This window comes from Pseudomonas sp. Z1-14 (genome assembly GCF_051132005.1).
Taxonomy (GTDB): domain Bacteria; phylum Pseudomonadota; class Gammaproteobacteria; order Pseudomonadales; family Pseudomonadaceae; genus Aquipseudomonas.
This window is the reverse complement of record NZ_CP071646.1, coordinates 2,019,737-2,034,664: the sequence shown is the minus strand read 5'-3', so window position 1 is coordinate 2,034,664 and position 14,928 is coordinate 2,019,737. Positions and strand designations below refer to the sequence as shown.

At 60.9% G+C, this 14,928-nt stretch carries 12 protein-coding genes; 5 read left to right on the top strand and 7 right to left on the bottom strand.

Features of this window, described 5'->3' with window-relative positions; translation table 11 throughout:
* Window positions 1–18 precede the first annotated feature (18 nt).
* Both J3P89_RS09365 and J3P89_RS09360 read left to right on the top strand, forming a co-directional pair.
* Window positions 19–1,080: an ABC transporter substrate-binding protein gene (locus J3P89_RS09365; protein WP_434601258.1), complete on the top strand. Its 1,062-nt coding sequence runs from the start codon at window positions 19–21 to the stop codon at window positions 1,078–1,080.
* A gap of 255 nt (window positions 1,081–1,335) precedes the next feature.
* Window positions 1,336–2,679: a protein kinase gene (locus J3P89_RS09360; RefSeq protein WP_434697350.1), complete on the top strand. Its 1,344-nt coding sequence runs from the start codon at window positions 1,336–1,338 to the stop codon at window positions 2,677–2,679.
* 5 nt (window positions 2,680–2,684) lie between these two features.
* Here J3P89_RS09360 and J3P89_RS09355 read toward each other — a convergent pair whose 3' ends face one another.
* On the bottom strand, window positions 2,685–3,389 hold the full coding sequence (locus J3P89_RS09355; protein ID WP_305500095.1) for a YebC/PmpR family DNA-binding transcriptional regulator: 705 nt from the start codon (window positions 3,387–3,389) through the stop codon (window positions 2,685–2,687).
* A 220-nt stretch (window positions 3,390–3,609) separates the two neighbouring features.
* Between J3P89_RS09355 and J3P89_RS09350 the strand changes: the two genes are divergently transcribed.
* Window positions 3,610–4,998, top strand: coding sequence for a type VI secretion system Vgr family protein (locus J3P89_RS09350; RefSeq protein ID WP_434697349.1), 1,389 nt, complete (start codon window positions 3,610–3,612; stop codon window positions 4,996–4,998).
* 92 nt (window positions 4,999–5,090) lie between these two features.
* On the opposite strand, the gene J3P89_RS09345 is transcribed toward J3P89_RS09350, so the two are convergent.
* The 3 genes from J3P89_RS09345 to J3P89_RS09335 form a co-directional block, all read right to left on the bottom strand.
* Window positions 5,091–5,777 (bottom strand): hypothetical protein, encoded by a 687-nt coding sequence (locus J3P89_RS09345; RefSeq protein ID WP_434697348.1) that lies wholly within the window; start codon window positions 5,775–5,777, stop codon window positions 5,091–5,093.
* Window positions 5,778–5,977: 200 nt separating this feature from the next.
* Window positions 5,978–6,886, bottom strand: a complete 909-nt coding sequence (locus J3P89_RS09340) for a 1-aminocyclopropane-1-carboxylate deaminase/D-cysteine desulfhydrase (protein ID WP_434697347.1) — start codon at window positions 6,884–6,886, stop codon at window positions 5,978–5,980.
* A gap of 202 nt (window positions 6,887–7,088) precedes the next feature.
* Window positions 7,089–9,128: an FAD-dependent oxidoreductase gene (locus J3P89_RS09335; RefSeq protein WP_434697346.1), complete on the bottom strand. Its 2,040-nt coding sequence runs from the start codon at window positions 9,126–9,128 to the stop codon at window positions 7,089–7,091.
* A 260-nt stretch (window positions 9,129–9,388) separates the two neighbouring features.
* On the opposite strand from J3P89_RS09335, the gene J3P89_RS09330 reads away from it, so the two are divergent.
* Entirely contained in the window at window positions 9,389–10,519 is a 1,131-nt protein-coding gene (locus J3P89_RS09330; protein ID WP_434697345.1) for a carbon-nitrogen hydrolase family protein, read from the top strand.
* 2 nt (window positions 10,520–10,521) lie between these two features.
* Complete coding sequence (locus J3P89_RS09325; protein WP_434697344.1) at window positions 10,522–11,556, top strand: AraC family transcriptional regulator; 1,035 nt, start codon at window positions 10,522–10,524, stop codon at window positions 11,554–11,556.
* Window positions 11,557–11,593: 37 nt separating this feature from the next.
* On the opposite strand, the gene J3P89_RS09320 is transcribed toward J3P89_RS09325, so the two are convergent.
* From J3P89_RS09320 to J3P89_RS09310, 3 genes are all read right to left on the bottom strand, one after another.
* A complete protein-coding gene (locus tag J3P89_RS09320) occupies window positions 11,594–11,737 on the bottom strand; it encodes a hypothetical protein (RefSeq protein ID WP_434573193.1) in 144 nt (47 codons plus the stop codon).
* Window positions 11,738–11,850: 113 nt separating this feature from the next.
* Window positions 11,851–12,726, bottom strand: coding sequence for a DUF2242 domain-containing protein (locus tag J3P89_RS09315; RefSeq protein WP_434573191.1), 876 nt, complete (start codon window positions 12,724–12,726; stop codon window positions 11,851–11,853).
* 217 nt (window positions 12,727–12,943) lie between these two features.
* A complete protein-coding gene (locus J3P89_RS09310; protein WP_434697343.1) occupies window positions 12,944–14,815 on the bottom strand; it encodes a SurA N-terminal domain-containing protein in 1,872 nt (623 codons plus the stop codon).
* Window positions 14,816–14,928 lie beyond the last annotated feature (113 nt).

Sequence of the window (14,928 nt, the reverse complement as noted above, 5' to 3'; positions counted from 1 at the left end):
TAGAGGAAGGTCGCGCCAATGAATAACGTCAAACGCAGTGCACTGTTCGGTTTCTGCTCGCTGGGTTCCGCTTGCCTGGGCGCCCTGCTCCCGGTCACCCAGGCGTTGGCCGAGCCGACGCTTTACCTGGGCATGAACGGCGGCACCATGGAGCGGCTGTATGCCGACAAGGTCCTGCCGGCCTTCGAGAAAGCCAACAACGTCAAGGTGGTGATCGTGCCAGGCACCTCGGCCGACATCCTCGCCAAGGTCCAGGCCAGCAAGGGCAACCCGCAGATGCACGTGATGTTCCTCGACGATGGCATCATGTACCGCGCCATCGCCATGGGGCTGTGCGACAAGCTTGAAGACAGCCCGCCCCTGGCGCAGATTCCGGCCAAGGGCCGGATCAAGGACCAGGCCGTAGCTGTCAGCCTCGGGGTCACCGGGCTTGCTTACAACACGCGGCTGTTCAAGGAAAAAGGCTGGAACACACCCACCTCGTGGATGGACCTGGCCGACCCGCGGTTCAAGGACAAGGTGGTGTTCCAGTCCATGGCGTCGTCGACCTTCGGCCTGCACGGTTTCCTGATGTTCAACCGGATCCAGGGCGGCAGCGAAACCGACGTCGAACCGGGTTTCAAGGCCTGGCCGAACACGATCGGGCGCAACGTGCTGGAGTACATTCCCAGCTCGGCGAAAATCTCCGAAATGCTGCAAACCGACGAAGCCGCGCTGTTCCCGCTGACGCCGACCCAGGTGACCGCCTTGAAACTCAAGGGCATGCCAGTCGAGTATGCACAACCGAAGGAAGGCGCAGTGGTGCTCAACGTCGCGGAATGCGCGGTGGCCCACAACAGCGAACCCGAACTCGCGCAGAAACTTGCCGCGTTCCTGCTCACGCCTGAAGCCCAGGCCATTGCCCTGGAGGAAGGCGACCAGATCCCGTCCAACCCCAACACCCCGACCACTGACAAGACTCGTGGCCAGGTGGAAGCGATGAAGCAATACCTGGAAACCGCGATCGCGGTGGATTGGGACCAGGTCAATGAGCAACGTCCGGCCTGGAACGCGCGGTGGAATCGCAGCATCGAGCGCTAGGCAACAGGCGCCGGTCTTTTTGTTTATCATGCGGGTCAACAACGCCAACGAACTCGACGCTTGATCCCTGTGGCGAGGGAGCTTGCTCCCGCTGGGCTGCGAAGCAGACCCCGAATCTGGCACCTCGGTGTGTCAGGTTGATGGAGTTGCAGCTTTGGGGCTGCGCTGCAGCCCAGCGGGAGCAAGCTCCCTCGCCACAGGTTCGGTGCCGATTTCGATAGTTGCGCTCTTCTCAGCCTATATGCGACCCCGCCCATGCACACCCTCACCCAACTGCGTACCGGCCAGCTATCAGGCATTACCCGACTGAAGCTCTCGTGCGGCCTGACGGAGTTTCCCCGGGAAATTTTCAACCTGGCGGACTCCCTCGAAATTCTCGACCTGAGCGGCAACCAGCTCGATACGCTGCCCGACGACCTGTATCGGCTGCCGCACCTGCGCGTGCTGTTCTGCTCCGACAACCACTTCACTGAATTGCCCGAATGCCTGGGACGCTGCAGCGCGTTGACCATGATCGGCTTCAAGGCCAACCGCATCGAGCACGTGACCGCTCAGGCTTTGCCGCCACTGCTGCGCTGGCTGATCCTGACCGATAACCGCGTCAGCCAGTTGCCGGATGAACTGGGCCATCGCCCGCACCTGCAAAAGCTGATGCTGGCGGGCAATCGTCTTCAGCAACTGCCCGAGAGCCTCGCCCAGTGTCATCGCCTCGAATTGCTGCGCATCGCCGCCAATCAACTGACCGAATTGCCGTCCTGGTTGTTGGAGCTGCCGAGCCTCAGTTGGCTGGCCTACGCCGGGAATCCCTTGGAAGCCCAGGCCGAGGCCGCCGCGCTGCATGCCGCCACGCCTGTCGACTGGCTGCAACTGAGATTGCAACACACTCTCGGCGAAGGTGCTTCGGGGGTGATTCATCAAGCGCTGTGGCAAGCACCGGGCCGCCCCGCGCGAAACGTCGCGGTCAAGCTGTACAAAGGCCAAATGACCAGCGATGGCTCGCCACTGCATGAAATGCATGCCTGCATCACAGCCGGCAAGCATCCTAACCTGATCGAAGTATTGGGCCAGGTCAGCGGTCATCCCGGGCAACAGGCCGGGCTGGTGATGGCCCTGATCGGACCCGATTACCGCAACCTGGCCGGGCTGCCGAGCCTGGCGTCCTGCACCCGCGACGTCTACGACGACGAGCTGCGGCTGAGCGCAGCGGCGGCCTTGCGCATCGCCCAAGGCGTTGCGTCGGTGGCGGCGCACCTGCATCGCCAGGGCATCACCCATGGGGATCTGTACGGCCACAATATCCTCTGCAACGACCAGGGCGATTGCCTGCTTGGCGACTTCGGCGCGGCGTCTTTCCATGCCACGGCTGACACGCCACAAACGCGCGCCCTGCAACGCATCGAGGTGCGGGCGTTCGGGATTCTGCTGGGGGAGTTGCTGACGCGGATCGAGCCGGCGCTCGCGGATGAGACGCTTGAGCGGTTGCGACAGCTGGAGACGCGCTGCTGTCAACCGGACGTACTGGCGCGGCCGGGATTTGACGAGATAGCTGGCTTGTTCGGCGACCGTGGCGAGGGAGCTGCCTCCCTCACCACAAGGTAAGTCGCTTAACCGGCCAGGCCGACAAACATGTCCTGCACATCGTCATGGTTGTCGAGGCCTTCCAGGAACGCCTCGACTTCGGCCATCTGCTCGTCGCTCAGGCCGCTGACCGGGTTTTTCGGCTGATAGCCCAATTTGGCCGACAGCACGGTGAAACCCTGCTCCGGCAACGCTTTCTGAACGGCGTCAAGGTCGGCAGGTTCGGTGATGAAAAGCGTCGCCCCGTCTTCGCCCGGCTCGAAATCCTGGGCACCGGCCTCGATGGCGGCCATTTCCGGATCAGCGTCAGGGCTGTCCGGCGCAGCTTCGATCATGCCGACATGGTTGAAATCCCAGGCGACCGAACCGGAAGCACCCAACTGGCCCTTGCGGAACGCGACACGGATTTCGGCGACGGTACGGTTGATGTTGTCGGTCACACACTCAACGATCAGCGGCACCTGATGGGGCGCGAACCCTTCGTAGGTCACGCGATGATACTGGACGGTTTCACCGAGCTGGCCGGAGCCTTTCTTGATCGCGCGCTCCAGGGTCTCGCGGGGCATCGAGGCCTTTTTCGCCTGCTCAACCACCAGGCGCAGGTGCGCATTGGTAGCGACATCGGCGCCGTTACGCGCCGCGATGGTGATCTCCTTCACCAGCTTGCCGAAAATCTTGCCTTTAGCGTTGGCAGCCGCTTCTTTGTGTTTAACCTTCCACTGTGCGCCCATTACTCACTCTCTTGTCTGACGCGCCGAGACATCTGCCGGCCGGCGCTGTGGCGCCAAGTTTATACGGCCTAAACCGGCTGATCGACCAAAAAATCGCGATCGCCGGATCGACATTTTCGCAAACTGATGTAGGGGGTTTCTGAAAGTGTCATTCGGATACACCGTAGTGCACAGCGGTTTCGTACCCTCAGCGCCCTCTCCCTGCAAATACAGAGCTGCGATGCGCAACGATACGGATTATTCCTTCAGCCTCACACTCACGAAAAGCAACCTACGGCTTCATGTCCAGAGATTCAGCGGACGAGAAGCCCTCAACCAACCGTTTCGGTTCGACCTCGACTTGATCGGCCTGGCGCCTCCGATAAGCCTCGACATCATTCTCGGCCAACAGGCGTTTCTGCACCTGAGTGCCGAGTCGGGTGTGCATGGGATCGTCGACAGCGTCAGCCTGACCTCTCATTCCCAGCACCGCGTTGGCTATCGCCTGAGGCTGGTGCCTTACCTGCAGCGTCTGGAGCAAAGCCCGCGACGCCGAGTCTTTGGCCAACTCAGCCCAATCCAGCTGCTGCAACACTTACTGGAAGAACACGAATTGCCCGCCCACAGTTTCCGGTTTGAATTGCCGCACGGGCACTACCCGTGCCGGCCGTTCTGTGTCCAGTACGACGAAAGCGATCTCGAACTGTTGCAACGGCTGTGTGAGGAAGAAGGCATCCACTATCACTTCGAGCACACCCCTACCGGCCATGTCCTGGTATTTGCAGAAGATGCGACAAGTTTCCCTGATCAGCCGTTCGGGTTGAACCTGCATCAGGAGGAAGGCCAACCGGCCATTGAGCGCCTGTACCAGCGCCATCACCTGACGCCACCTTTGTTGCCGGCCAACGCCAGGGATCGGGCGTTGGCCGGGGTTTCTGAAACCTCGGCAGCCAACCACCCTTTCACCCCCACGCTGGAGGCGGCCTGCACCAACGTTGCGCAAGCCCAACAGGCAGGTCGCCGTACCCTCGAGCGGCTGCGCTGCACGCAAAGGGAAATCCACGGCCAGAGCAGCCAACCGACCTTGCGCAGTGCCTCCATCGTGCAGATCGGTGGCCATCCGATATCTACGTTCAACGATCAATGGTTGATTACCGAGATCAAGCATCGCGGGCGACAGCCTTCGATCCTCGAAGCCCCGTCTTCCTCTCCTGCATCCCGACACTATCGCAATCGGTTCCTGGCCATTCCCTGGTCCACTGTGTTCAGGCCAGCCCTCAAGCACCCGAAGCCGCCCATCGCCGGCAGTCATCTTGCCTATGTGCACGGTCAGCATGGGCATGGTCAGGTTAACGTCAGCCTTTGGACCCGGGAGGGCGAAGTCATCACATTGCCTCTGTCGCGGTTGACCTTGCATGACTGCCAGGCGCCGCCGGCTGGCAGCCAGGTGCTGGTGACTTTTCTCGACGGCGATCCCGACAGGCCAGTGCTATGCCCCGGAGTATTCAGCCCCCCGGGACCCGGCGCCAGCGACATCGGCGGGCCAATCGTCGGCCCCTCAACGCCGCCCTGTCGTGATGCGGGGTTATTGCTGGACTGGCTGCTGAACCGCCCTGACCCCATCGCTTGAACGCGCGGATTATTGAGCGGCCGCCCCCCTTCGATGTGGACCACTCGAAGCGTCGGTACCGCCCGGCAAGGTTGCGAAATGATGTAAAGGCATCAATTGATTTTATGGTGATCTTTATCCAGCAAATCCCCGTCGGGATACAACACGCTGCCATCCGGATATTGAATTTCGCCACTGGCGAAAACAATAGTTCCATCAGGATGCTCCACTGTTCCGTCATCATACTGAATAATCCCATCCGGCCGCGTCACGGAAGTTTTTTCAGCATCGACCACACTGCCATCGGGTAAAGAAGTGGTTCCATTATTGTTCTTAATACTTCCGACCGCATCGACTAGATTTACAATAGCGACAGAAGCGTCAAGGAGATCCAAAACAGGCCAGGGGTTCAACGGAGGCGACGGTGGGAGCGTGGGCTTAGGCTTATTTTGTGGAGGAGTTGACGGCGCGTCGTTTGGTTTGGGCTTGGATACTGGTCGATTGCCCGGCTTATTTGGGGGTGTGACCGGTGGCTTGACCGGCTTTGGCGGTGCGACCGGCGGTTTGACCGGCTTTGGGGGGGTGGCCGGCGGCTTGATTGGCGGTTTGACCGGTGGCTTGACCGGCGGTTTGACCGGTGGCTTTACCGGCGGCTTGACCGGCGGTTTGACCGCTGGCTTTACCGGCGGCTTGACCGGCGGTTTGACCGCTGGCTTGACCGGCCTCGGCCTCGGCGGCCCGATTGCCATCAGTTTGCTCGCGATACCTTTATAACCGTAGCTGCCACAAAACTTATTCATCTTTTAATTCCTTTTAAAAATTAAGTACGATCCGGCCATGCTGAATCGTTAGTTCGCCAATCCAGCAAACTTGCGGACAACAGTAAATAGATCCCCCCCATCTTACAAATGATAAAAAGCGTACAAATATGAATCCAGCCAAAACCAGCAATACTCACCTGCATTGCTGGGTATAATGCCGGAACATAGTTGACGGTCGATTAATCGAACCCGCGGCGACCTTGCAAGCCGCCGGTGTGAACGAAAATCAAGCGAGTGCCGGCGACAAATGTCCCGGCTTCAATCCGGGCCCTGAGCAGCATCAGCGCCTTGCCCGTGTACAGCGGTTCCAGTTCGATAGCGCTGGTGGTTTCGATGAACTCGCTGAGTCCTGTATCCACCCGGGCAAAACCGCCACGACTGCCATCAAGCAACTCATAACGCGCATTGCCAATGCCCGCCTCCACCAGAATACTTTCAACATGTTGCAGCACCCCATGGTCTTCAGGCACCGCCAGGACACCATGAACCGGATGCTCGCCCGCTTCAGCCAGAACCAGCCCCGCCAGCGACGTCCCGGTGCCGCAGGCCAGCCACCAACCGTGATAATCCTCCCAACCCAACGTGGCCAATTGGCTGCGGGCGGCCGTTACCCAGGACATGCAGCCTTGCGCGCCGGGCAACCCCGAGCCCCCTTCAGCTACCGGCCATAAATGCGGGTACTTTGCCTGCCAGGGAGCCCAGAACCCCGGCTCATGCCGCTCTCGATACCCGCCGTAACCCAACCAGTGCAAGGTCATGCCGAACGTCTGTAGATCAAGCGTCGTAGGCGTCTCCCGGGGATGGCCGCGCAATAACCCCACCGTCTGGAAACCGAATCGCTGCCCCGCCGCAGCCAACGCATGCAAATGATTGGAATAGGCGCCGCCGAGGCTCATCACGCCCTCGGCGCCGTTGGCATGGGCAGCACGCAGATGATGAAGCAGCTTGAACCATTTATTGCCGCTGATGAGCGGATCGATCCGGTCCAGGCGCAAGACCGCCACCTCGACACCGGCACGAGCCAGCCAATCCAGATGAAGGGGTTCGAGGCGCGGTTGAGGATGCCAGTCGAGGGCAGACAAAAGCATTGCAGCAGACCGGATGGGAAGGTGCCAGGATCTTATCAGCTTGGTGGCGGCCGGTATGAGGATCCGGATACACCCCCGTCACCCTGTGGGAGCGAGCTTGCTCGCGATAGCGCCAGGTCAGTCGACACTCATGCAAATGACTGACCGCTATCGCGAGCAAGCTCGCTCCCACAAGGGCAAACCTTTCCCGGAAGGTTGAGCGCTACAACTGCGCCGCCAACCGCGAGCCCTGGTTGATCGCGCGCTTGGCATCCAGCTCCGCCGCCACATCCGCGCCGCCGATAAGGTGCACAGTCTGCCCCGCCGCCTCCAGGCCTTCCTGCAACTCGCGCAACGGATCCTGGCCGGCACAAATGACCACGTTGTCGACGGCCAGCACTTGTGGCTCGCCCGTTTCGCCGATGCGAATGTGCAGGCCTTCGTCATCGATCTTCAGGTATTCGACGCTGTTGAGCATCTGCACCTGTTTGTTCTTCAGGCCGGTGCGATGAATCCAGCCGGTGGTCTTGCCCAGCCCGTCACCGACCTTGGATTTCTTGCGCTGCAACAGGAACACCTGCCGCGCCGGTGCATGAGGTTCGGGCTTGATTCCAGCCACGCCGCCGCGAGCCTGCAGCTGGGTGTCGATGCCCCACTCCTTCCAGAACGCCTCACGGTCCTGGCTGGTGGCAACCCCCTGATGAACGAGAAACTCCGACACATCGAAACCGATCCCGCCGGCCCCGATCACGGCGACACTGCGGCCCACCGGCTTGCGTCCAAGGATCACGTCCAGGTAGCTCAGCACCTTGGGATGCTCGACACCCGGGATCGCCGGTACGCGCGGGGCGATGCCGGTGGCCAGGATGATCTCGTCAAAACCGCCGGCCACCAGTTGCGCCACATCGACCCGGGTATCGAGGCACAACTCGACGTGGGTCGTCTGCAGCTTGCGTTTGAAATAACGCAGGGTTTCGAAGAACTCCTCCTTGCCCGGAACGCGCTTGGCGACGTTGAACTGGCCGCCAATTTCGCTGGCCGAATCGAACAGCGTCACTTGATGACCGCGTTCGGCCGCCACGGTGGCCGCGGACAATCCGGCAGGACCGGCGCCCACCACGGCGATTTTCTTCACCTGGGTTACGGGCAGGTAATTGAGTTCGGTTTCATGGCAGGCCCGCGGATTCACCAGGCAACTGGTGAGCTTGCCCCCAAACGTATGGTCGAGGCAGGCCTGGTTGCAGCCGATGCAGGTGTTGATTTCGTCTGCGCGGCCAGCGGCGGCCTTGTTGACGAACTCCGGGTCCGCAAGGAACGGCCGCGCCATGGACACCATGTCGGCGTCGCCTTCGGCGAGGATCTGTTCGGCCACCTCAGGGGTGTTGATGCGGTTGGTGGTAATCAACGGAATACTCACCGAGCCGCGCAGCTTGGCGGTGACTTTACTGAACGCCGCCCGCGGGACCTTGGTGGCGATAGTGGGAATACGCGCCTCATGCCAACCGATACCGGTATTGATGATAGTTGCGCCGGCCTGTTCGATGGCCTTGGCCAACTGGACGATTTCATCCCAGGTGCTGCCACCTTCAACCAGGTCGAGCATGGACAGGCGAAAGATAATGATGAAGTTCGGCCCCACCGCTTCGCGTACACGGCGCACGATTTCCACCGGCAGACGCATGCGGTTTTCGTAGCTACCACCCCAGCGGTCGGTACGGTGGTTGGTATGCGCAGCCAGGAACTGGTTGATGAAATAGCCTTCCGAGCCCATGATTTCGACACCGTCGTACTCGGCCTTTTGAGCCAATACCGAACAGGTGACAAAATCGCGGATCTGTTTCTCGATGCCCTCTTCGTCCAGCTCCTTGGGCTTGAACGGGTTGATCGGCGCCTGGATCGCGCTTGGCGCCACCTGCTTGGGGCTGTAGGCATAACGTCCCGCGTGGAGGATCTGCATGCAGATCTTGCCCCCCGCTTCGTGCACGGCCCGCGTGACGACCTGATGCTTGAGGGCCTCTTCCTCGGTGGTCAGCTTGGCCGCGCCGGAGTACACGCCACCTTCATCGTTCGGCCCGATTCCACCGGTGACCATCAGGCCGACCCCACCCCGGGCCCGCTCGGCGAAGTACGCCGCCATGCGCTCGAAGCCGCCGGGCTTTTCTTCAAGGCCGGTGTGCATCGATCCCATCAGGGTACGGTTGCGCAACGTGGTGAAACCCAGGTCCAACGGGGCCAGCAAATGCGGGTAATGAGGGGCGGTCATCGATAACTCCACGGGCGATCACGGAAAAATGCGGAAGCTCTGCGGCTTCCATTAGTCATGACCGACAGCGTAAGAGTCGGGATGCGAGCGCTCAATGGCCGTAACTGACAACTTGATGATCGAAATGTACAGAGCCCGCGCCGGCAGACGGTTCCCGAAGTGCACGCACGCGCCCTTTCGCTAAACCGTTGTTTTACCGTACCCTGCCGCGTGACTTCTGATGAAAATCACGAACCTGTACGCGGCCATCGACTGTCCCCATGCGCAAATTTCTGTACCTGCTGTTCTCATTGGCCCTGACGGCCGTCCTGATCACTTATGCACTGTGGACAGCAGACCGTCCGGCGGGCCATTACCTGTCAGACCTGCGGATCAACCTGGCGGTCGACCGGGGCACGCCGGCCGACCGAGGCAACCTGCTGGGCATCCAGCCGGAATTGTTCCCCACCGACTACCAGAGCCCCGAACGCCTGCATCGCAAGCTGGCAGCGTACCTGCAGACTGCCCGCGACCAAGGGTTCGTCAACGAAAAAACCGTCGTGGTCCTGCCCGAGCATATCGGCACCTGGCTGATGGTCAGCGGCGAAAAGGACGAGGTGTACCAGGCCACTACCTTCAAACAGGCCATGAACTGGCTCGCCATCAGCAATCCGCTGGCCTTTATCCGCGCATTGGCGGGCGCCCAGGGCGACAGCCGGCTGGACGATGCGTACCTGCGCATGAAGGCGGACAGCATGGCCCATGACTACCAGGCGCTGTTCGGTGGACTGGCCAAGGAGTTCGGCGTAACGCTCGTGGCCGGCTCCATCGTACTGCCCGAGCCCAGCGTCAGCGAAGGCGAGCTGAAAATCGGTGGTGGCGCGTTGTACAACAGCAGCCTGGTGTTCGGCCGCGATGGCCGGCCGATCGGCCAACCACAACGCCAGCGACACCCGGTGTTTGACCAGCAGGACGTGCTTGGGGCCGAACGGCCGGACGTCACCCATGTCATTGACACGCCGGCTGGGCGCCTGGGCGTGCTGATCGGCAGCGACAGTTGGTATCCGCTTCATTATCGACAACTCGACGAACAAGGGGCCCAACTGATCGCCGTGCCCGCCTTTGTCATCGGCCGCGACGCCTGGAACAAGCCTTGGGCTGGCTACAAAGGCCTGTCCACGCCAAGCGAAGTGAGCCTCAAGCCCGGTGAGGTGAGTGAAGGGCAGGCCTGGCGTCGACTGACGTTGACCAGCCGGTTGCCCATCAGCCAGGCCCGCGGCGGCGTCAGCGTATTCTTGCGTGGGCAGTTCTGGGACAACGGCAGCGCTGGCCAGAGCTTCATCAGCCACAACGGCGAGCAATTCACCGATGGTGAAGCCCGTGGCGCACGCCTGCTGAACTTGTGGCTTTAGGTATGCAAAAGCCTATGCGCCTGGGTGACCTGTCCGTAGGTTTCGTCCATAGCCTGGCGGACGCAGTGGCCAGTCACGGCCATGACCCACAGCCATTGCTCGAACAATACGGCCTCGATGCCGCGCGCCTGGCTGAGCCCGGGGCGCGCCTGTCGATCCCGCGCTACATGCGCCTGGGCCATGCCGCTATCCAACTGACACAGGACCCGGCCTTGGGCCTGCGCATGGGCCAGCTCAGTCGCCTGAGCCAGGCCGGGCTGGCCGGCGTCACCGCGGCCCAGGCGCCCACCGTCCGTGAAGCCGCACGCTGCATGATCCGCTTCGAGCCGCTGTACGGCTCCAATTACCGTGGTCAATCGAGTCTTCACGAGGATGCCCGGGGCGCGTGGCTGCGGTTCTACTCCATCAGCCCGTATAACGCCTACAACCGCTTCGTCGTGGACTCGATCATTGCGGGCTGGCTCCAGCAACTGTCCAGCGTCTGTGACGTGGTGTTGCGGGCCGAACGTATCGAAATCGAATTCGAGGAGCCAACTTACCTCGAAGCCTACCGCAGCCTCGGCGAAGGCCCGATCCAGTTCGCAGCCGAGCAGAATCAATTGCGCCTGGGGCTGGACAGCCTCGCCCTGCGCAACCCACAGCATTGCCCCAGCACCTGGCGCCATCTGGTTCAGTTATGTGAACGGGAACTGGAACAGCTGACTCGCACCCGCACTCTGCGCGAGCGCATCATTCAATTGCTGGGGCCGCTGCTCAACGGCGGACGGGAGCCGGATCTGGAAGAAGTGGCGATGCGCCTGAAGCTGCCGACCTGGACGCTGCGCCGCAAGCTGGCGGAAGAAGGTACGCAGTTCCGGGCGATCCTCAACGACACTCGCCGAGACCTCGCCATGACGTACATCCGCGACACGGAGCTGGCCTTTGGCGAAATCGCTTACCTGCTGGGGTTCGCCTCGGCCGAGGCATTCCAACGGGCTTTCAAGCGCTGGAACAACCAGACGCCGGGAGAGTTCCGGCGTAGCCGTAGAGCGACTTGAACACCAGGCTCCCGGCCTGCACTGTAATGTCTGCTACCTACAGTTCCGTGGCGTCTTCGGCAGGTTCCAGGGGGTCCAGTTCATAAGCCTGATATTCGAGCAGCTCTTCCTGATAATCGTCCATTGCCTGTCCTTCCCAATAATCGTTGAAACCGATGCCTGATGGCCTTGGAATCAGCATAAAGCTGCTTGATGAACAAAACATGAAGCCAAGGCTTCATGAATCAAACGTAGCACAGCATTGGGAATTTAATCAGCGCAGGTGTGGCAAGGCGTTACCGCCCCACCACAGGGTCAGGATGCAGGAAGCGGCTGGATCGGCTCGGTTGGCGCCGGCAAGGAACTGGGCGGTGGCGGAGTAATGCTCTCTGTCGACGGGGGTGCGTAGGACTCCGGCTCGCTGGGAGCGATTGGCGCAGGCTCGGCAGGTGGCGCGACCGGCTCGGAAGCGGCCGGCGCGGTTTCGACAGGTGCTGGAGCAGCCTCTTCGACCGGCGCAACGGGAGCAGGAGTCGGCTCGGGTGCCGGGATTGTCGCGGGCGCTGGAGTTGCGGCGGGAGCCAGGGCAGCCGGCTCCACCTTCGGCTCTGGAATGCCCAGTTCGGCTTTCGGTTTGTCGACGTTTCCAGCGGCTTTTTTCGCTTCGGGAGGCAGGAACACCTCCACCAGCGCAAAGAAACGCTCATAGAATTTGGCTGCGGACACCGTTTCGCTGGCGACCTTGACCATCGAATCGTCCGACGAGCCAATCGGCATCGACACCGACCCCAATACACCCACGCCCAGGCTGGCGGAGTTATTGGTCTTCTTCAGGGCATAGCGGTCCTGTAGAGCGTTGGCAAAGATCGTGGCGCGGTGGCCCGGACCGCCATCTTCGGCACAGACCAGGTTGAAACTGATCTCCATGTGCGTGTCGCCAGTCTGCTGGAAACTCTTGTGGCCGCTGACGAGCTTCGGATCGCTGCTGGTGATGATGTACCCCTGGCTCAGCAGCGCACGACGTCCTGCTTCACAAGTCGCCACGTCAGTCACCGGATAGGTACGCGAGAACGTGCCCGAATCATCGAAGTTCTCGTGCTCGTAAATGGCCGCTTTCTTGGAAGAGCAACCGGTCGCGACGACCAGCAGCAATGCCAGCCCAACGGTGCGCATGTGAAATGATCTGAACATTGAACATCCTGAGGAAAACAGTCGGGGCGTATTGTGCAACAGAATGCGGCCGGACAGCTTGGGTAATCTTGTCTCAAAGGGCTTACAAGTCTACGGGGGGATGCCAGCGGGAAAAAGAAGCAATCCTGATGAATCGACGAACATCGCCGTCCTGGCAATACACGGATACAAAAAGACCCCGACCTTTTGGCCGGGGTCTTCAGGGTCACGCATCAAGTCAGAAGCGCTTGATGTCTGCCTCGCTTTCCAATTGCTTGCGATAAGCCGCGAAGTCCTGCTGGCCGACACGGGACGCCAGGTACCGACGGTATTCGGCCTTTTCTTCCTCGGTCGGAGCAGCACCTTCGTTGACGCCGTTCAAGCGCAGGACCGTCACGCCGCCGTCAGGCAGGGTCACGCTGGCGAATGTCGGCTTGTCCTTCGACTCAGGCTTGGACATGCGGAACAGCGCCTGCAGCACCGCAGGGTCGATACCTTCCTGGCTGCGGGTCGCCGCCTCGACGACTTTCCAGCCTTGACCGTTGACAGGCTTGTCCAGCGCCGTCTTGCCATCACGCAGGCTGGCAATCAACTCATCGGCCTGAGTCTTGGCGGCAGCGCTGGCGTGTTCCTTGGCCAACTGGGCGCGGATCGGCCCGGCCACGGTTTCCAGCGGAAGCTGCTGAGGCTTGCGATGCTCCTTGGCACGCAGCACCACGACGGTTTCCGGATCCAGCTCGATGGCGGTACTGTTGGCCCCCTCTTCCAGCACTTCCGGGCTGAACGCAGCGGTGATCACGGCACGGTTGGCCGCGATCCCTTCGCCGCCTTCACGACCGAACGGTGCCGAGGTATGGACGGTCAGCTTAAGGTCCTGGGCTGGCTGGGCCAGGTCGGAAGCCTCGAACGAAGCGTCTTCCAGTTGCTTGGTCGCCTCGACGAACCGCTGCTCCACTTGCTGGGTCTTCAGATCGCGGGTCAGCTTGTCCTTCAGGCTCGCAAAACTCGGAACCTCAGGCGCTTCGACACCCAGCAGCTTGATCAGGTGCAGGCCGAAATCGGTTCGCACCGGTGCCGAGACCTGATCCTTGTTCAACGCATACAGCGCCTTTTCGAACTCCGGATCATAGACACCTGGACCGGCATAACCGAGATCGCCGCCGTTGTTGGCCGAGCCCGGATCCTGGGAGAATTCCTTCGCCAGCGCCTCAAACGACTCGCCTTTGGCCAGTCGAGCCTGGATTTCCTCGATCTTGGCCTTGGCCTGGGCTTCGGTGACCTTGTCGTTCACTTCAATCAGGATGTGCGCAGCACGACGCTGTTCGGAAAGATTGGCGATCTCTTTCTGGTAAGCCGCCTGCAGATCTTCATCCTTGACGCTGACCTGATCGAAGAACGAAGCCTTCTTCAGCTCGAGATAGTCGATGACTACCTGATCAGGCGTCATGAACTCCTTGGCGTGCTGGTCGTAGTAAGCCTTGACCTCATCGTCGGTCAGCTTCACGGCCGCCGGATCCGCCTTGACGGTGAGCGTAGCGAAATCACGGGTCTGCTTTTCCAGGCGGGCGAATGCCAACACCTGGGCATCGGTGACAAAACCGCTGCCAGCGAGACCGGCACGCAATTGGCCAATGAGCATTTCCTGCGCCAGCATCTCGCGGAACTGCAGTCGGCCATAACCCAACTGGCGAATCACCTGGTCGAAACGCTCAGGACTGAATTTACCATCGACCTGGAATTCCGGCGTTTGCAGGATCACCTGGTCCAGCGCGGCTTCGGAGAAAGCGAATTTCGCATCGTGTGCGCCTTGCAGCAACAGCTTGCGATCGATCAGCCCTTTGAGCGCAGAGTCACGCAGCATTTTCTCGTCCAGCAGGGAGGCGTCGAAATCCTTGCCCAGCTGTTGCATGAGCTGACGGCGTTGCATATCGACCGCCTGGCTCAGCTCGTTCTGGCTGATTTTTTCGCCGTTGACCTTGGCCGCGTCATTGCTGTTGGTGGTGGCTTGAAAAATAGCTTCGAAACCGGTCAACGCCATCAATGCGACGATGATTCCGATGATGGTCTTGGCAATCCAGCCTTGTGAATTGTCCCTGATATTCTGCAGCATGCGTCCCCCAGAAACGGTTGAACTTCAAAATTAGGCAACCGTGGAGCGTGGGTAGAATCCGGATAGAAGAAAGGCGCATCCGAGGATGCGCCTTCTCGTAACTGGCGGAGCGG